The sequence below is a fragment of the Algoriphagus aquimarinus genome (assembly GCF_900112005.1).
GTDB classification, from domain to species: domain Bacteria; phylum Bacteroidota; class Bacteroidia; order Cytophagales; family Cyclobacteriaceae; genus Algoriphagus; species Algoriphagus aquimarinus.
Map to the genome: position 1 here is coordinate 26,634 of NZ_FOKK01000010.1, position 18,351 is coordinate 44,984.

Annotated in this window: 14 protein-coding genes; 11 read left to right on the forward strand and 3 right to left on the reverse strand. The window is 40.3% G+C overall.

Features of this window, described 5'->3' with window-relative positions:
• Positions 1–138: 138 nt before the first annotated feature.
• Positions 139–1,407: a fumarylacetoacetase gene (fahA, locus tag BM291_RS13605; protein ID WP_217647322.1), complete on the reverse strand. Its 1,269-nt coding sequence runs from the start codon at positions 1,405–1,407 to the stop codon at positions 139–141.
• A gap of 374 nt (positions 1,408–1,781) precedes the next feature.
• On the opposite strand from fahA, the gene BM291_RS13610 reads away from it, so the two are divergent.
• The 9 genes from BM291_RS13610 to BM291_RS13650 all read left to right on the forward strand — a co-directional run bounded on the left by BM291_RS13610 (position 1,782) and on the right by BM291_RS13650 (position 13,644).
• Positions 1,782–3,665 carry a CocE/NonD family hydrolase gene (locus BM291_RS13610; RefSeq protein WP_092898333.1) on the forward strand — a complete coding sequence of 628 codons (1,884 nt, stop codon included), beginning with the start codon at positions 1,782–1,784 and terminating at the stop codon, positions 3,663–3,665.
• Between the two features lie 212 nt (positions 3,666–3,877).
• Complete coding sequence (locus BM291_RS13615; protein WP_092898335.1) at positions 3,878–6,850, forward strand: SusC/RagA family TonB-linked outer membrane protein; 2,973 nt, start codon at positions 3,878–3,880, stop codon at positions 6,848–6,850.
• Between the two features lie 12 nt (positions 6,851–6,862).
• Complete coding sequence (locus BM291_RS13620) at positions 6,863–8,242, forward strand: RagB/SusD family nutrient uptake outer membrane protein (RefSeq protein WP_092898337.1); 1,380 nt, start codon at positions 6,863–6,865, stop codon at positions 8,240–8,242.
• Between the two features lie 168 nt (positions 8,243–8,410).
• Entirely contained in the window at positions 8,411–8,776 is a 366-nt protein-coding gene (locus BM291_RS13625; RefSeq protein WP_092898339.1) for a DUF2200 domain-containing protein, read from the forward strand.
• 131 nt (positions 8,777–8,907) lie between these two features.
• The gene (locus BM291_RS13630) at positions 8,908–9,630 is read left to right on the forward strand and encodes a DUF6090 family protein (protein ID WP_092898341.1); all 723 of its coding nucleotides are present in this window, start codon (positions 8,908–8,910) and stop codon (positions 9,628–9,630) included.
• 95 nt (positions 9,631–9,725) lie between these two features.
• Entirely contained in the window at positions 9,726–10,778 is a 1,053-nt protein-coding gene (locus tag BM291_RS13635) for a glycoside hydrolase family protein (protein ID WP_245786877.1), read from the forward strand.
• 75 nt (positions 10,779–10,853) lie between these two features.
• Positions 10,854–11,828, forward strand: a complete 975-nt coding sequence (locus tag BM291_RS13640; RefSeq protein ID WP_092898346.1) for an NAD(P)-dependent alcohol dehydrogenase — start codon at positions 10,854–10,856, stop codon at positions 11,826–11,828.
• A gap of 506 nt (positions 11,829–12,334) precedes the next feature.
• On the forward strand, positions 12,335–12,595 hold the full coding sequence (locus BM291_RS13645; protein WP_092898348.1) for a hypothetical protein: 261 nt from the start codon (positions 12,335–12,337) through the stop codon (positions 12,593–12,595).
• A gap of 281 nt (positions 12,596–12,876) precedes the next feature.
• Complete coding sequence (locus BM291_RS13650) at positions 12,877–13,644, forward strand: CDP-alcohol phosphatidyltransferase family protein (protein ID WP_092898350.1); 768 nt, start codon at positions 12,877–12,879, stop codon at positions 13,642–13,644.
• Between the two features lie 221 nt (positions 13,645–13,865).
• Here BM291_RS13650 and BM291_RS13655 read toward each other — a convergent pair whose 3' ends face one another.
• Positions 13,866–14,471, reverse strand: coding sequence for a magnetosome magnetite crystal formation protein family (locus BM291_RS13655; protein ID WP_175499705.1), 606 nt, complete (start codon positions 14,469–14,471; stop codon positions 13,866–13,868).
• A 328-nt stretch (positions 14,472–14,799) separates the two neighbouring features.
• On the opposite strand from BM291_RS13655, the gene BM291_RS13660 reads away from it, so the two are divergent.
• Positions 14,800–15,525, forward strand: coding sequence for a DUF5715 family protein (locus BM291_RS13660; protein ID WP_092898354.1), 726 nt, complete (start codon positions 14,800–14,802; stop codon positions 15,523–15,525).
• A gap of 222 nt (positions 15,526–15,747) precedes the next feature.
• Here the strand turns inward: BM291_RS13660 and kbl are convergent, their stop codons facing one another.
• On the reverse strand, positions 15,748–16,944 hold the full coding sequence (gene kbl / locus BM291_RS13665) for a glycine C-acetyltransferase (protein ID WP_092898356.1): 1,197 nt from the start codon (positions 16,942–16,944) through the stop codon (positions 15,748–15,750).
• A gap of 155 nt (positions 16,945–17,099) precedes the next feature.
• Here kbl and BM291_RS13670 point away from each other — a divergent pair, with 155 nt between their 5' ends.
• Complete coding sequence (locus BM291_RS13670; RefSeq protein WP_092898358.1) at positions 17,100–18,047, forward strand: NAD-dependent epimerase/dehydratase family protein; 948 nt, start codon at positions 17,100–17,102, stop codon at positions 18,045–18,047.
• Positions 18,048–18,351 lie beyond the last annotated feature (304 nt).

Consider the following 18,351-nt stretch of genomic DNA (forward strand, 5'->3'; position numbering starts at 1 on the left):
AAATGAAAAAACAGATCAAACACCTGATATTCAACGCTTAACAAATTTAAGCATTATGGATAAAAATGAATGTGAAAAGGGCACAAAAAAACCCTGACTTGTACTAAGTCAGGGTTTTATATTAGTATTTTTTGCAAATTATTTAGCGGGTAACACCTTGGCCTTTACCTCGCCAAAGCCTACTCTCACACCATTTTTCTCTGCAAATCCTTTCATAATCACTGTATCTCCGTCTTCGATAAACGTTCTCTCAGTTCCTGATTCGAGCTTGACAATTTCCTTTCCATTCCAAGAAAGCTCCAGCATAGATCCATAAGAATCTGACTCCTGACCAGAAATAGTCCCAGAAGCCATCATATCTCCTACATTGATATTGCAGCCATTTACGGTGTGATGTGCCAATTGCTGGGCTACATTCCAGTACATGTTCTTGAAATTAGTCGTACTTACCTTACTGCCTTTTTCTCCATCAGGCTGAATGTATGCTTCCAATTGTATATCAAAGCTATGTGACTTATCACATTTCAAGTAGTCCAAAACCTCTGGCTCTTGCACCTGACTTTCTACTTTGAATTGCTCCAAAGCTTCCAGCGTCACTACCCAAGGTGATATAGAAGAAGCAAAGCTTTTTCCTAAAAAGGGACCTAAAGGCACATATTCCCAAGCCTGAATATCTCTGGCGGACCAATCGTTGAAAAGCACAAAACCGAAGATATAATCCTCTGCATCAGCAGTAGAAACAGAATCACCAAGTTTGGTGGATTTGCCTGTAATAAATGCTAGCTCCAATTCAAAATCTAGCTTTTTGCTAGGGCCAAATACTGGCGAACCTGACTCTGGATCTTTGGTTTGACCTTTTGGTCTAGTAATAGGAACTCCAGAAGGAATGATGGAAGACGCTCGTCCATGATAGCCTACAGGAAGATGTTTCCAGTTTGGCAACAGCGCATTCTCAGGATCACGGAACATTTTACCTACGTTAGTAGCATGCTCCACACTGCTGTAGAAATCAGTGTAATCACCGATCTTCACTGGCATCAGCATAGTCGCTTCCTTACGGTGCAACATTACTTTTCCTCTTGCAGAATGATCTCTTAGCTTTTCATTATCAGCAATAAGCAGATCCTGAACACGCTCCCTGATTTTTTTTGTAATCACTTTACCTAAGCCAATCATCTCATTTAGAGAATCTTTTAGGAACACACCTTCAGGCAAAAACATATCAGAAAAAAATCCTTCCTGATCCAAAATACTCAAATCGACAATCTTGTCTCCGATTGCAATTCCTATACGCGGACTAAGTTTTTTATTTTGAAAAATTCCGAAAGGGAGATTATAAATCGTGAAATCAGAATTTTTTGATACTTCCACCCAGGAAATCAGTGTGTTGGTCGGGCTATCGCTCATGTGCAAAAATCATTGTGACTGCAAATTTAGCCTTTATGTATGAAATGAAAAGGGTAAAAGTCCATGGCTTGGTAATTCATTTTCAAACCACCCACATAAGTCTTTGGCTACTTGCGCTTTGAGGTAGCACATCTAAATTTCAATTAATTCTTAAACAATAAATCCACCAATCATCATTTTCCTCTCCTTCTTTTCTTTCACTTTACTAACTTAGATTGAAACTAAAATCCTATCAAATGAAATCAAGCCTGCGTTAGGCAGACGCGCGTGTAGTTCTTGGCACAACTGGGATGTCCCTACGCCTATCGTATTACCATGCGAGATTACCTGTCCAATCACTGGCGGGCCTTTGACCACTAAAATCAAATAAACACATGAAAAATCTTTACAACATCTTCCTGACTCTGCTGCTAGTCATGGTCGTTTCTGTTACTTTTTCTCAGGAAAAAAGCATTATCGATCAGCTGGATGAAGTCGCTATCGTCGATCAAAAAGTCATGATGCCTATGCGGGATGGCGTGAGACTGGCGACGGATATTTACCGCCCTAAAAGCGAAGGAAAATATCCAATCGTATTTTCCCGAACTCCCTATAATTTCAATACCTGGGGAAATGGTGAAATGAATACTCGTACCATGCAATCTGCTTTGGAATGGGTGAAGAAAGGCTATGCTTATGTAGTACAAAATGAGCGTGGCAGGTATTTCTCAGAAGGAGATTGGGATATACTTGGACTTCCTTTGACCGATGGTTCAGATGCTTTTGAATGGATGTCCAAACAAGCATGGAGTAATGGCAAAGTGGGAACACTGGGCTGCTCCTCTACTGCTGAGTGGCAAATGGCCGTTGCATCGCTAGATCATCCAGCTCTGGGAGCACTAGTTCCTCAGGGATTTGGAGCAGGAGTGGGCAAAGTGGGTGAGTTCTGGGAGCAAGGTAACTGGTACCGAGGTGGTGCTGGACAGATGCTTTTCACGAACTGGCTTTATAGCGTACAGCACGATCCTATGGCACCAAAATTACCAGCAGGAATCAACCAAAAAGATTTGCTGAGACTTCAAAGATTCTACGACATGTCGCCGGAGTATCCAAGAATTGATTCTAAAGAGGCGCTTTCACATCTTCCTATTCAGGATATTATCAAAAATCAGAATGGTCCAATGGGTATCTACGAAGAAATGATCACTCGTAAGCCTAATGACCCAAAGTGGTTTAAAAGCGGATTGTATAACGATGAAATGCCTTTCGACAAGCCAAGTTTCTGGTTTGTGTCTTGGTTTGACGTATCAGCTGGACCAAACATCGCGATGTTCAATCACGCTAGAAAGAATGCAGTATCTCAACTCGCAAGAGACAACCAATTCCTTGTAATTGCCCCAGTGATGCATTGCTCTTATACACGAGCATCAGAAAATACCATGGTAGGCGATCTAAATGTAGGCGATGCGCGCTTGAACTACGATGAGATGATCACTGCTTGGTTTGATGTGTGGCTGAAAGGTGAAAAATCTGAAGTAATGGAGGAAATGCCAAGAGTTCAGTACTACACCATGGGATCTAACAAGTGGCAAACCTCAGATGTATGGCCTCCTGCTGAAGCAGTGATGACTACCATGTATCTTGAGTCTGCAGGAAAAGCAAATACTTTAAAAGGAGACGGTAAGTTAACGACTAAGAAACCTAGAAAAGACAATCCTGACACCTTTAAGTATGACCCAATGAACCCAGTGACTTCACACGGTGGTAATGTCTGCTGTACTGGAAATGCTGTAGTTGGAGGCTCTTTTGATCAATCTGAAATGGAGATGAGAGACGATATTTTGGTTTACACTACTGATGTACTAGAAGAAGGAATCGAGGTTTCAGGTTTTATAGAGTCTTACCTATACCTATCTTCTGATGCTAAGGACACTGATGTTACGATCAAGCTCATCGATGTACATCCTGATGGAAAAGCATATAACCTAGATGAAACAATTCAGCGTGTTCGCTATAGAGAAGGATATGATAAAGAAGTATGGATGGAAGATGGCAACGTATATGAAGTCAAAATGACTCCAATGAGCACTTCCAATTACTTCGACAAGGGACACAGAATCCGCATCGAAGTAAGTAGCTCCAACTTCCCGAGATTCGATAGAAATATGAATACAGGAGGAAATACCTACGATGAAACTGAAGGTGTAATCGCTACAAACTCTATTCACCATGGCGGTAAAAGCCTAAGTAGAATTGTGCTGCCGATTATGAAGAAGTAATTCTGACAAATCACCACTATTCAAAACAAAAAAAGGAGAGACTAGAGTCTCTCCTTTTTTTGTTTTGTTTTTAATGATATAGTACCGAATAGTTCTAATTATACTGAAAATTATCCTTTTGTATAAAAAGCTGGAAGATTTATAGGTGAGTATTAATGTATGAGTGATTTTTTCTTGATTTTATACTAACCATACACTTTAACCAGAAAAACATGATTTACAAACCTTTACTAACCCTAGTATTCCTTATCCTATCGATAGGAATATCTCAGGCTCAATATACTGTAACAGGTAATGTGTCTGATGAGCGAACGGGTGAAACCTTGATCGGTGCTAGCCTACTGATCAAAGGGACTACATCCGGAACTATCACCGATCTAGACGGGAATTTCACTTTACCTATCCCAAATTCTAATGGGGTAGAATTGGTTATCTCTTCCATAGGTTATAACTCAATTACGTTGAAAGTTTCCCCAAGTCAAACCACTCTCAACATCACCCTAAAGCAAGACGCTACGAATCTTGACGAAGTCGTTGTAACTGGTTTAGCTAGCTCAGTCAAGCGAAGTAACCTTGCAAATGCAGTCTCTACAGTTTCAGCAAGAGATCTAACGGGAACTACCACTATTCAAACCGCAGACGGTGCATTATATGGAAAAGTAGCTGGTGCTACTATCCGCTCTAATGGTGGTGCTCCAGGTGGAGGAATGTCAATTCAACTTCGTGGAATATCAAGTTTGACAGGAGCCTCTCAGCCACTAATTATCGTGGATGGAGTCTATATCAACAACTCCTTCCAAAGCACTGGTCGTGCAGCTGTATCCGGAGCAGGGGGATCCAACCAAGATGACGGATCCAATAGACTAGCTGATCTAAATCCTGCGGACATAGAAAACATAGAAGTATTGAAAGGTCCATCTGCGGCTGCCATTTATGGTACTCGAGCAAATGCTGGTGTAATCATCATCACCACCAAACGTGGTGTAGAAGGTAGAACTACAGTTTCCCTTTCTCAGGATGTAGGATTTGCGAATCCACTAAACCTGCTAGGCGTAGACAATTGGAGTGAAGAAAAGATCAATTTCTTCTTTCCAGAGCAAACAAGAGCTCAGGAACTCGAAAGGTTTAGAGCAGCCCAAGCATCCAACACATTTATTGATTACGAAGACTACTTCTATAACAATCAAGCTACGCTACTCAACACCAGAATCAATATCTCAGGTGGAGATGATAAGACTAAGTTTTTTGTGTCTGGAAATATGACTTCTGAAGACGGTACAATCAAAAGAACAGGATTTGACAGATACTCCATTCGGGCTAACATAGATCACAAAATAGCACCTTGGATAAAATTAGGAGTTTCATCAAACTATATAAACTCCTCCACTGACAGGGGTTTTACTGGTAATCAGAATAATTCAGGGGCAAGTATAGGCTACAGCATCGCCTACACTCCTAACTACTATGATCTAAGAAGAAACGCAGATGGAACTTACCCTACGAATCCTTACTTCTCTGAAAACCCTGTGGCAGTTACCGATTTTGGAGAAAATAACTCTTCCGTAAATCGCTTCATTCAAGCTTTTACGCTTGATATAGATATTCTAAAAACAGATAAACATTTCCTAAAAGCCCAAATTGCTGGAGGTTTAGATTTCCTAAACAATGCTACAGAAGTATATCTACCAGAATTTCTCCAATTCCAGAGTTCTCAAGCAAATCCTGGAGATATTTTCGTAGGAAGACAAGAGAGCTTAAACACTAATTTTCAAGCTGCATTAGTATATAACTGGAATGTTGGAAGAGTCAATATGAACTCACAAGCAGGTATGGTTCGTCTTGATTTCCAAAACCACTCCTTATTCAATAGAGGTAGAGGACTGGTACCTGGACAAAAAAATCTAAAGCAAGCTGCAGTTCAGGAAATAAACAGCGAATTCGAAAGTGAAGTGCAGGAAGCGGGAATATTCCTTCAGCAGGAAATGAACTTTGAAGACAAAATCATAGGAACGCTAGGTATACGTTGGGACAAATCAAGCCTTAATGGAAATCCAAATGAGTTTTTTGCTTTCCCTAGAGCTTCAATGGCTGTCAACATAGCTAATTTCGATTTTTGGAATAGCTCAGCTATTACACTGCTTAAGCCTCGTATCGCTTATGGAGAAACGGCCGGACCAGTACCATTTGGGTCTACTTATACACCACTCGGAGGCACTAACATAGGTGGACTTCTCGGGTCTACTGTCGCTACCTCAATAGGGAATACCGCTATAATTCCTGAAACAGCTTCAGAATTAGAATTTGGAGTAGATGTAGGACTTTTCAACAATAGGTTCAGTTTAGAAGCTACGTACTACATCAAGAATACTCAAAACAACATTCAGAATCTTAACCTAGCTCCTTCTACGGGGGTAAATACTACGCCAAGTAATGAGGCAGAACTATCCAATAAAGGTGTAGAATTAGGACTTTCAGGTACTATCCTAGAAAAATCAAATATCAGATGGTTCTCTAGAGTGTTGTTCTGGAAAAACACTATCGAGATGACGAGATTAGGTATACCAACGTATCTTTCTGGAGGATTTGGTTCAGGACTAGGCACATTCCTTTATGCAGAGGGCTACTCTCCTACTACCATCGTGGGTACTCCAGCAGATCCTTCTGTCCCAGGAGGATTCACAGTATGGGGAGATGCTCAGCCTGATTTCAACCTTTCCTTCTCTAACTCAATCTCCCTCTATAAAGGGATCGAGCTATCCTTTCTTATAGATTGGAGAAAAGGCGGTAGTAACATTAACTTGACTTCATTCCTTAATGATGGCGGTGGAACTACTAACGGTTGGTTTGATGATGACAACGGTGATGGCATTCCAAATGGCAGGCAGCGTGAACCAGAGCCTTACAACAATGCAGGAAGATGGATTCAAGACGCAAGTTTCGTCAAAGTCAGAGAGATTGGCTTGTACTATACCATTCCGAGAGAGACCATCACTCAGTGGTTTGGAGGCACAGTGCAAGGAATTAAAGTTGGATCCTCTGCAAACAACGCATTCATGTTTACGAAGTATCCTGGTTATGATCCTGAGACCTCTACGTTTGGCGCACAGGCAGTGCAAAACAATGTGGACATCGCTCCATACCCAACCTCAAGGAGAATCTTCTTTCACCTTACTCTTGACTTTTAATCAGCTGAAATCATGAAAAAATTAACTATAAAATTATCGATTCTAGCTATTGCAACTGCATTCATTACGAGTTGCAATCCCTTTGAAATTGATGAAATTCAAGATCCTAACAACCCTTCAGTGGGTAGTGTTAGTAATAATGCTTCCAAGGAACAGATTCAATTTTTGATCACTGGACTTGAATCCCGACACAGAGGTTACGTAAGTAATGTGACTAGAGCTTGGGGCACTTTCGGACGTGAGATATGGAATCTAAATGCCTCGGATCCTAGAAACCAAACCGACTGGCTTGGACAAAACGGAAGAGTTCCAGACAGATCCTATTTCGGTTTTGGAAATACTGGTGGAGGATCATGGGCTACTCCCTACCAAGCAATAAAGCAGGCAGACGTGCTGATTGTGGCGGGCGAGAACACAGAAAACATCACTACTGCATCTAAAAGCGCAGCAGTGGGGTTTGCTAAAACCATCCAAGGCTATCAATTTATGATACCAGCAAACTGGGTATATTCTAACGGAATACGGGTAGATGTCAAAGATGCACTCAATCCAGGCCCTTTTGTATCTTACACTGCTGCTTTAGATGCTATAAAAGTCATCTTGGATGAAGGAGATCAGGCTTTACAGGCTGCTGGATCTGGCGACTTCCCATTTACACTTACCAGTGGATTCGACAACTTCAAAACACTTGGGAAATTGAGACAAATCAACCGAGCAATTTCGGCTAGACTAAATGCCTATCGAAAGGACTGGTCTGGGGTACTTACTGCATTGGATGGTTCTTTTATGGAGTTGAATGGTGACTTGAATGCTGGACCTACTCATCCGTATGGTGCTGCTCCTGACGTGTTTAACCCGATCTACTATCTGCCAAATGCACCTGTAAATTCTATCATAGTTGTTCATCCTTCTATGCTCGATGATGCTACACCAAATGATAAAAGGGTAGCTGAAAAATTCTTCAAAAGAGATGAGCCAGTTCTGGTAACAACTGATGCTGGATCTCTAGTAGGCCAATATCAAGATGGAAGATGGAAATCAAATACAGACCCTATTCCATACATCAGAAATGAAGAATTGATTCTGCTAAAAGCTGAAGCACATGCTCAGCTTGATCAGTCCACAGAGGCAATTCAAGCTATAAATATCATTCGAAATGCTGCAGGAATAGGAAGCTATACTGGCAGCTCTAGCAAAGAAGCGCTAATCGATGAAATCTTATATCAAAGAAGATATTCCTTATGGGCAGAGCCTTGGGGACATCGTTGGATAGATGCCAGAAGGTATGATCGATTGAATGAGATCGACACGTCTTATGACAAAGGAACCATCTTTACCGAATTCCCACATCCTCAAGCAGAGCTAAGCTGGGATGAGTATAAGGGAGACTAATTCCTGAGATTTAAGTAAAACAAGGAAGGGGAAGCTTAAACGCTTCCCTTTTTCATTTTTAGACTATTAAGTCATTGTCTAATCTAAAGATTAGCTATTTTCATCAATATAAATCAAGTAGACATCTAAGGGAATTGTTACCGATCGAAATCTTAACTAACTAGGAATATGACAACTACACCTGAACACGATGCCAAAATGGCGAAATTGACATTTGCCTCAGTCTATCCACACTATGTAGTTAAGGTCGAGAAAAAAGGCAGAACAACGCAAGAATTACATCAGGTGATCGAGTGGCTAACTGGTTTTGATGAGCAAAAACTGCAGGAACTGATTGCCGAAAAAGTGACTTTCGTTACCTTCTTTCAAGAAGCAAAATTGAATCAAAATACCCCACTAATTACAGGAATGATTTGTGGCTATAGAATAGAAGAAATTGAAACTCCACTGACTAAGAATGTTAGATACCTGGACAAATTGGTTGACGAGTTGGCAAAAGGAAGGAAGATGGAGAAAATCTTACGGAAACCTTAAGAAGAATGAATCTGGTAATCAAATGTTTTTCTTGACCTTAATAAAAGCTAACTAGAGATAGAATCCCCAAACCTCCTGCAGGATACAATTGAAATCTGAGCAGGTATTTTTCATTATATCAGCTGTAACCCATGATAATTTTTTTTAGAAAAATTCGCCAAAGCCTGCTTTCAGAAGGCAAAACTGGAAAGTATTTAAAATATGCTGTTGGTGAGATCATACTAGTGGTAATCGGAATATTAATAGCAGTCCAAATCAATAATTGGAACAACCGAAATCAACTGGAAGATTTAGAAATAAAGTATCTTATAGAAATTAGAAACAGTTTACAATTCGATTTAAAAGACATTCAATTCAACATTGACTTTAACGAAAGTAGGTTGAGGTCAAATGAAATCGTACTTCAATACCTAAACAAAGAAATTGAGTATTCGGATTCTCTCAAATTCCACTTCGCAAATATGATATTTACAACCAGAACACTCCCCAATCAGAGTGCCTATGAAAACCTAAAATCGCGTGGACTGGAAATCATCACCAGTGATAGTCTAAGACAAAATATCACCTCACTTTACTCTTTTTCATTTCACAATTTGATTGATTTTGAAAAGCAAGACGACAATTCATTTCAGTATGGAATATTTATACCAGAAGTAACTAAAGCCTTTAAAATTGAAGCTATATGGGAAAGTGCAGAACCAATTGATGGGCAAAATTTATTTGAAAATCATCAGCTCAAAAATGTGATTACCACCAATATATTCATAAGAAAATTTATGATAGAAAACTATTATGATTTAAAGGAGAACGTTGAACTAACGATTGATTTAATCAGTCAGGAATTGGACAAATAAACGCTGTAAAGGACCAGAAATTGACCAAATACTGGTTGAGGGTTAATAGATAGTACGAAGTGAAAAATCAATAAAACAAGAATATTATAGATATAATGAAGCATTTTTTAGTAATCATAACACTTTCTATGACTGTAGTTTTTGGATGCAAGCCTGAAGACGCCCAAATAAAAAAAGACGTACCAAAGGAAGAAATGGAGCGTATTTTCCAAGAGATCAAAACACCCTATAAATACGGGATTGTCCTTCAGCATCCTGATTCCACAAAAATGGTTGACAGTCCAACAGTCTTTCGCGAAAACGATCGCTGGTACATGACATACATTGTTTTTGATGGGCACGGCTATGAAACCTGGATAGCTGAAAGCGAGGATCTGCTCACTTGGGAGTCGAAAGGGAAAATATTATCCTTCACTGAAAATACTTGGGATGCTACCCAAAAGGCAGGCTACGTGTCACTTGTGAATATCAATTGGGGTGGTGACTATTCGGTAGAGAAATATCAGAACAGGTACTGGATGAGCTACCTAGGCGGAAATAAAGCTGGCTATGAGGCCGGAACATTGAAAATCGGTATGGCTACTTCCAGCACGCTAATAGAATCCAAGGAATGGACCACCAACAATTCCCCTCTCCTTTCTCCCGAAGATGACGATGTGCGTTGGTTCGAAAACGCAACTATCTACAAAAGTTTGGTGATTCGTGACAGTAGCGAGCATACAGGCTATCCCTTCGTTATGTATTACAATGCCAAAGGAGATACGGCTGATTATGAAAGTATCGCCATGGCAGTATCAGACGACATGCAGAACTGGAAACGCTATGGGGAAAATCCTGTCATCACGAAAGGTGCAGGCATTTCTGGAGATGCTCAGATCGCCAAAATCGGTGAGATATATGTCATGTTCTATTTTGGGGCATTCTGGAAACCCGGAGCTTTTGAGCGCTTTGCCTGCTCCTATGACTTGATCCACTGGAAGGATTGGGAAGGGGAAGATTTGGTTGCTTCTTCGGAACCTTATGATAAACAATACGCACACAAACCTTGGGTGATAAAATGGAATGGAGTTGTTTATCACTTTTACAATGCAGTGGGTGATTCTGGTAGAGTGATCGCATTGGCGACCTCGGAAGATCTAACAGATTGAATTGTAATCAAAAAATATAGATGTAAACATCCGTTAGAATAACTAAACCTGAAGTAAACAGTCGAATAAAACGATATGAAAGCCATTTTACTTGAGAAGTACGGTATACCAGAGGAAGTGCTAGCATTGAAAGAAGCACCAATCCCTACCCCAAAGGATAACGAGGTTTTGATTAAAATCTATGCTACTACAATCAATGATTATGACTGGAGTATAGTCCGTGGCAAGCCCTATTTGTATAGACTGATGTTTGGCCTATCCAAACCTAAAAACCCAATCGCCGGGATGGAGCTTTCAGGTATAGTTGAAAAAATTGGATCAAAGGTGAGCAAGCTGAAAGTTGGGAATGCGGTATATGGTGATATCTCACAATTCGGATTTGGGACTTTTGCGGAGTACATCAATATTCATGAGGATGCGGTACTGATCAAGCCTGAAGGTTTGAGTTTTGAAATAGCGGCTGCCATTCCTCATTCTTCTACCCTAGCCCTGCAAGCACTCCAAGGCATAGCAGAGATAAAGCAAGGACAGAAAGTGCTTATCAACGGTGGAGGTGGCGGTGTAGGTACCATAGGTCTTCAATTAGCAAAACTCAGCAACTGTGAAGTATCGGGAGTGGACTCAGGTGAGAAGTTGGCGATGATGAAATCACTCGGCTATGACCAGGTGATTGACTACAAAAAGGTAGACTTCACAAAAACTGGAGAACACTATGATATCATTCTGGACTGTAAATCAAACAAATCTCCATTTTCCTACCTGAGAGCCTTGAAGCCAACTGGGATCTATGTGACCATTGGCGGCAACCTTAGCAGTTTAATCTCAGTACTTTTTTGGAGTAAGATCTTCTCCCTATTCTCTTCGAAAAGACTTCAAATCCTCAGTTTAAAACCAAATGAAGGTTTGGATGAAATCGCCCAACTGATTATCCAAAATAAAATCTCCCCTGAAATAGACGGCCCCTATCCTCTTCAAGATACAGCTAGACTAATTCAGTATTTCGGCGAAGGAAAACATAAAGGGAAAATTGTGATTAGGGTGAGTGGGTGATCAGAGGAAGTGAATTGTTTGTTATGACCACCCTCCTATCAAACCAAGTTTCTAATTCAGAAAAGTCCAGCTTATGGAGAAGCAGGACAACCCTAAACCTTCGCACTCTAGTGTTCTTACCACAAGAGTCCAAGGAAAACACTTCTAATTGAGAAATATGGATTTGTGAAAAATGCGGATGAAGTGCGTATTCCTGAGGAGTCAGTCCACGGAATGTACAATGGACTATGGTCGCCACAAGACAGGTTTCCTAGACTCGTTTCTACATGAATTTGAAAAACTTTTTCTTGCTTCATACTATCCCACCTTTAGATGAAGAAGCAGTATACTTCATGCTTATTATCCACTAGTAAAGTGTAGGGAGAAATATTCAACATTATCGGGATTTTTAAACCCAAGATGACAAAGAAAAAATGGCACAAACTGGTGAAAATGCTGATTCTAGGCTGTTTTAGCTACTGGTAAAAGATTTGAATAGGGTTAGATACTAACCAAAAACTACAACTATGAAAAATCCTGATTATCATGAGGCTTCTCCAAAAAAAGAAGGAGCAGTAACCAAAGCTATCGAAGAACAAACCGCCAAAATCCCATCTGATGTTTTCCTTATGGCTTCCATAAGCGCTATGGTAGTATCTCTGGGACTAAAAATCGCAAAACAGAACCATACGGCATTATTTGTAGGCCAATGGGCCGCGCCATTTTTATTGTTTGGTATTTACAATAAAATAGTAAAAACCCAGGGTTCTGAAAGAAAGGATGATTAATAGATCTCCTTTTATAGTATCAAAACAGGGCTAGGAAAAATTTTCCTAGCCCTGTTTTTTTTAACCTCTTACTATCGAGAATAAACTCCAATTGAGGCTTCCATGATACTAACAAAGGCAGATATAAGAGTAGCAGGACAACCCTAAACCTTCGCCCCCTTGGTTTTACCCGACCTCCTTTAAATTAATAGTATCTTCATTGATTATTTTCCGCCAATGTATTTGAGGGGTTAGTTTGCCATTGCAGTGGGACCTCAAACTGCCCCGATAAAAGACCATTTATGTCCAAGTTACCAGAAGCGTATCAGTTCCTTGATTTATCAGATTACGGAAGACCAAGTGCTAGATGGATCGCCAATGCACTAAAAGACACCTCAGTTACCCCTGTGCAAGTCACCTCTTGGTTTATTGTTTCGGGAGCTTTAGCGATAGTCTGTATTTTGCTTCAGTTTTATGTAGCGGCTGCATTCTTTCTGATTCTGAAGTCTATTTTAGATGCGGCAGACGGGGAGCTTTCGCGGATAAAAAACACCCCATCCTACATCGGCAGGTATTATGATTCCATTGCTGATATCATCTTGAATTTCTTATTTTTTCTTGCGTTTTGGCATATTACCGATGGCAAAATCGGATACATGCTGCTAGCTTTTATTGGGTTACAGTTGCAAGGCACGCTTTATAATTATTACTATGTCATTCTTAGAAATACGGTAAATGGAGACCAGACCAGCAGAATCTTTGAAGACGTAGCACCAATTGCTATGGAAGGAGAAAAGCAAAGCACTGTCAACCTATTTTATAAAATCTATGACCTGCTCTACATTTCTTTTGACAAAACTATTTATCACCTCGATCGAAATGCCATGAATAGTAAGCCATTTCCCAGATGGTTTATGACTATGCTTTCAACCTTTGGACTGGGTTTTCAGCTTCTCATTATGTCAATTATGTTGTCGTTTAATTTGGAGGCATATATAATTCCATTTTTCATCGCATTTTCCTGTTTGATTTTAGTCTTCGTGGCAATCAGAAGAACCGTATTAAATTGATAATCAACAGAAAAAGTTGATTCAGGAGTGTTAATTCCATACAAATATCGGGACTGACTAAACCTACCTATAAATATGAGTTGTAACTCATGATGCATAATGTGAAGCAAGTCCAGCTTTCGGAGAAGCTGGACAATTGTACCCTTGCGTTTATTTGCAATAATGCAGCAATCAAAATTAGAACCCTAGCTTCAAGACAATCACTCACACTCCATATTTGACTATTTCAAGAAATTGATTTTTGGGAAATACTTCACTGAAAGCTCCTTATTGATTCTATAGGTATTCCATGCTATCATCACACTCACTATTACGTAAATAGTCAACACCATCCCCATTCGAAACCATACAACACCCTCAACACTGCTTGGACTTATATCTCCATTTCCTCCCAGCATGAAGTATTTGTAGGACCAACCATATATCGTAACTCCTACATAATAGAGCAGAGTCCAGGTCAGTTGGAAGTTCACTAGCTTTCGTCCTAATTCACTTACGCCAGCAATTTTATCCTTCCTACTAATCCATAGAACGAGAGGAAGCACTACTCCAAGAAGTGGGAAAACTAAAAAAATCAAACCAGATAGATTCATTCCCAGCAGAAATCCTTTGTCTTCGGTTTGAGACCAGTCAAGCACTTCATCAGGGCTCATTCCGAAAATCTGAAACAATCGTTTCACTGTGTCGCCTCGAGGGATAGTTTCTGCATTCTCAAATCTTTGTACAGTACGTAAACTGACCCCAGCTGATTCAGCTAATTCATCCTGAGAAAACCCCTTCTTTAGTCGAAGTGTTTTCAGCTTTTCTCCAAGTACTTTAACATCCATTTTAGTCTTCATTTTGTTGATTCCAAAAATAGATTTGCTCCACTAACTTCTTTACGACTTGGGTACGTCATTCTTACGTCATTTGTGCCAAACGGCATTATTCCTCTCAAAACACCTCTTATAATTTCTATTAACCCTCAGGAAAATTTCTATTGGGATTTAACTCCAAAAAAAGACAAGTTATCCCTTCCAACAAAATGGAGTCAAAAACGGAGGTCCACAAATAAAAGAAATTTGTTTAGCGCTAAGATTTAGTATGGTTTAATCTTTGCTCCGCTCCAACACTTGATCCTCTGCAAAATTTATAAAACCCAGTAGTCCTTCACCTATGAAAAAACCACATATCATACAACTTGCCGCCATTTTCTTACTTTTTTCGGCAGGTGCTCTCGCAACGCAAGTATATATGCCTGAACTGAAAAAGCAATTAAAAGACACCTATTCTTCTCTTGCCAATACCTTAGAACCAGCCTCATCAAAGAAGGAAAAAGCTGAGCCTATTACCTTAGAAGTACCAGTTCCCAGAGTAATCCCACCTATCCCTGATGAGCTGATTACCAAAGAATACGACAAGCATCTTTATGCCGCAGAGCATAATGGTTTTGGATTAATTGATGATGAAAGTCATTTCGAGAAGCTAATTGAAGAGAAAAAGTTGGTGCTAATCAATCAGGGAAAGGGGTATGAAGTAATGGAACTTACACATAGCCATCCTTATGTGACGCCTTACTCAAAAGTCATCCTTGAAGAACTGGGCCTAGCTTTCCAAACACTATCGAAAGACGAGAGTTTCTTTACAATCACATCCGTTACGCGTACGCCTGAACAGCAACAAAGCTTAAGAAAGCGGAATAGAAATGCGACTTCCGGCATCAGTTCTCACTCCTATGGAGTCTCCTTTGACATCTCTTATGTGAGATTTAACGGTAAGAAAGGTTCTAACTGGGCCGCAAAGAAAAAACTTGAAGAGATTTTAGATGAATATCAAAAAGCTGATAAAATCATCTTCATCAAAGAAAGAAATCAGAGTTGCTACCACGTGACGGTTAGGTAATATTTTTAGCGACGAGAAGTGTATAAAGTCTCAATGATCAATTCACAAACTCAATTTTCAAGGTTAAAATAACTCCGCTCTTAGTACCTCTATCGCGTCATTTCGGTTAATAAATCATAAAAAAGCCGGGAATCTAACTTAGAAACCCGGCTTTTCTGCATTGGACACCTAGCATCGGACATCCAACTAATAAAGTAAATACTGTCCTTGCGGACAATTCTGTTAATCGATAACCCCTAGTTCTTTTCCAACCTCAGTAAAAGCGGCAATCGCCTGATCCAGATGCGCGCGGTCATGACCAGCAGAGATCTGAACTCGGATTCTTGCTTGGCCTTTTGGTACTACAGGGAAATAGAACCCAATCACGTATATACCTTTCTCCAACACTTTCTCTGCCATTTGCTGTGAAAGCAAAGCATCATAAAGCATAATCGGCACAATGGCATGCTCGCCTGGCTTGATATCAAATCCTGCAGCAGTCATTTTCTCGCGGAAGTACTTCGTATTCTCTTCCAGTTTATCTCTCAATTCAGTAGTCTCAGAAAGCAGATCAAAAACTGCTATAGATGCGCCTGTGATAGATGGAGCAAGTGTATTTGAAAACAAGTAAGGTCTAGAACGCTGACGAAGCAATTCGACAATCTCTTTTCTCCCTGAAGTAAATCCTCCAGAAGCACCACCCAAAGCTTTTCCAAGCGTACCCGTGATGATATCTATCTTGCCCATTACACCACAATGCTCATGCACACCACGGCCAGTTTTACCCATGAAACCCGTAGAGTGACACTCATCCGTCATCACTAGCGCTTCATACTTTTCTGCCAGTTCCACGATCTTATCCAATTGCGCAATCGTACCGTCCATAGAGAAAACTCCGTCTGTCACTATGATTTTTTGCTTAGCTCCCTTGGCAACAGCATCCTTCAACTGAGTTTCCAGATCCGCCATATCGTTGTGCTGATATCTGAAACGCATCGCTTTGCAAAGACGAACACCATCGATGATCGAAGCGTGATTCAATGCATCTGAGATAATCGCATCTTCAGCTCCCAAAATCGGCTCGAATACACCACCATTTGCATCAAAAGCTGCTGCATAAAGAATCGTGTCTTCCGTACCTAGAAACTCAGAAATCTTCTTCTCAAGCTCCTTATGAATATCCTGCGTACCGCAAATGAAGCGAACGGAAGACATTCCAAAGCCATGAGAGTCGATCGCTGCCTTAGCTGCTTCGATTACTTTTGGATGCGAAGAAAGCCCCAGATAGTTGTTGGCACAGAAATTCAAGACTTTCTGACCACCTGCAATGGTGATTTCTGCCGACTGAGGAGAGGTGATGACACGCTCTTTTTTGAAAAGACCGGCTTCCTCTATTCCCTTAAGTTCTTCTTGTAATTTGGGTCTGAACTGATCGTACATGATAGCTAGTTGATTTTATATTATTCAAAAACGTCTGATTCCTTTGGTCAAAAATCCTGCTCAGGAAGCAGTTTTTTCTTACTTTTGCGACTGCAAACCCAAATATAAACAAAAACCTAGAGCTCATCTTTAGGTAGATTTTGAAAGAAATATCAATGGAAAAAATCCTGGTAATAGGCGCCGCAGGGCAATTGGGTTCGGAACTCACTCGTTCTCTGGCAGATCAGTTTGGTGCAGAGCAAGTAATCGCTACAGATCTCAACGAATCAGCAAAAGCAAAATTTGACTTTTGTCGTTTTCAAGTCCTCGATGTGATGGACAAAGATGGCCTGAGAAATTTGGTCAAAAACGAAAAAGTAACCCAGATTTATCATTTGGCTGCTGTTCTTTCGGCTGTAGGTGAGAAAAAACCACTTTTCGCTTGGGAACTCAACATGGAAAGTTTGCTTCATGTCCTTGAGCTTGCCAAAGAATTTAAACTTAATAAAGTTTATTGGCCATCGTCCATTGCGGTCTTTGGACCAAATACACCGAAAATCAACACACCTCAATACTGCGTCAAAGAGCCAAATACCGTTTATGGTATTTCTAAGCAGGCTGGCGAAAGATGGTGTGAATACTACTTTCAGAAATTCAATGTAGATGTTCGAAGTCTGCGTTATCCAGGTTTGATCGGTTATAAGTCACTTCCTGGTGGTGGAACGACCGATTACGCAGTGGATATTTATCATAAAGCTTTGGCAGGAGAAAAATTCGATTGCTTCCTTCGTGAAGACAGTTCTCTTCCTATGATGTACATGCCAGATGCTATTAAGGCTACTTTAGACTTAATGAACGCTCCGAGTGAATCTGTGAAAATCCGCTCAAGCTACAATCTTGCAGCAATGAATTTCACGCCTAAAGAAAGCTATGAAAGCATACTAAAATATATTCCTGACTTCAAAATCGAATACAATCCTGATTTCCGTCAGGCAATTGCAGACAGCTGGCCAGATAGCATTGATGATACTTGTGCTAGAAAAGATTGGGGCTGGAAACATGACTATGATCTAGACGCCATGACGAAGGATATTTTGGAGAATCTTCCAAACTTCAAATTCTAATATTCATACCCTGCTCCACAAAAGCAGGGTATTTTTTTTAAGAGTTTTTTTTTATCGCAGGGGGCATAGAGTCCCGATATTCGGGAACCGCAGAAGTCTCAGTTTTAGGGCTATCCATCTTCTCCAAAAGCAGGATTTACACGATCTCATTTATCTCTATTTACTACCGACTTTAATGTGGTCGTGTCAATTATTTAGTTTAAACCATTCGAGTCATTCGAAACATAATTCAGAGCTAGATCAACTCCCCCCTGACTTTTAGATAGAATTTGGAAACGAGATTTTGACAAAGGGGGCAAGTGGG

Bases quoted from the DNA above. Each gene is read 5' to 3' on its own strand.
- BM291_RS13630 (WP_092898341.1), top strand. From the start codon at position 8,908: ATGATAATTTTTTTTAGAAAAATTCGCCAAAGCCTGCTTTCAGAAGGC.
- BM291_RS13640 (WP_092898346.1), top strand. From the start codon at position 10,854: ATGAAAGCCATTTTACTTGAGAAGTACGGTATACCAGAGGAAGTGCTA.
- BM291_RS13660 (WP_092898354.1), top strand. From the start codon at position 14,800: ATGAAAAAACCACATATCATACAACTTGCCGCCATTTTCTTACTTTTT.
- BM291_RS13610 (WP_092898333.1), top strand. From the start codon at position 1,782: ATGAAAAATCTTTACAACATCTTCCTGACTCTGCTGCTAGTCATGGTC.
- BM291_RS13650 (WP_092898350.1), top strand. From the start codon at position 12,877: ATGTCCAAGTTACCAGAAGCGTATCAGTTCCTTGATTTATCAGATTAC.
- BM291_RS13655 (WP_175499705.1), bottom strand. From the start codon at position 14,471: ATGGATGTTAAAGTACTTGGAGAAAAGCTGAAAACACTTCGACTAAAG.
- BM291_RS13620 (WP_092898337.1), top strand. From the start codon at position 6,863: ATGAAAAAATTAACTATAAAATTATCGATTCTAGCTATTGCAACTGCA.
- BM291_RS13670 (WP_092898358.1), top strand. From the start codon at position 17,100: ATGGAAAAAATCCTGGTAATAGGCGCCGCAGGGCAATTGGGTTCGGAA.
- fahA (WP_217647322.1), bottom strand. From the start codon at position 1,407: ATGAGCGATAGCCCGACCAACACACTGATTTCCTGGGTGGAAGTATCA.
- BM291_RS13615 (WP_092898335.1), top strand. From the start codon at position 3,878: ATGATTTACAAACCTTTACTAACCCTAGTATTCCTTATCCTATCGATA.
- BM291_RS13625 (WP_092898339.1), top strand. From the start codon at position 8,411: ATGACAACTACACCTGAACACGATGCCAAAATGGCGAAATTGACATTT.
- BM291_RS13645 (WP_092898348.1), top strand. From the start codon at position 12,335: ATGAAAAATCCTGATTATCATGAGGCTTCTCCAAAAAAAGAAGGAGCA.
- BM291_RS13635 (WP_245786877.1), top strand. From the start codon at position 9,726: ATGAAGCATTTTTTAGTAATCATAACACTTTCTATGACTGTAGTTTTT.
- kbl (WP_092898356.1), bottom strand. From the start codon at position 16,944: ATGTACGATCAGTTCAGACCCAAATTACAAGAAGAACTTAAGGGAATA.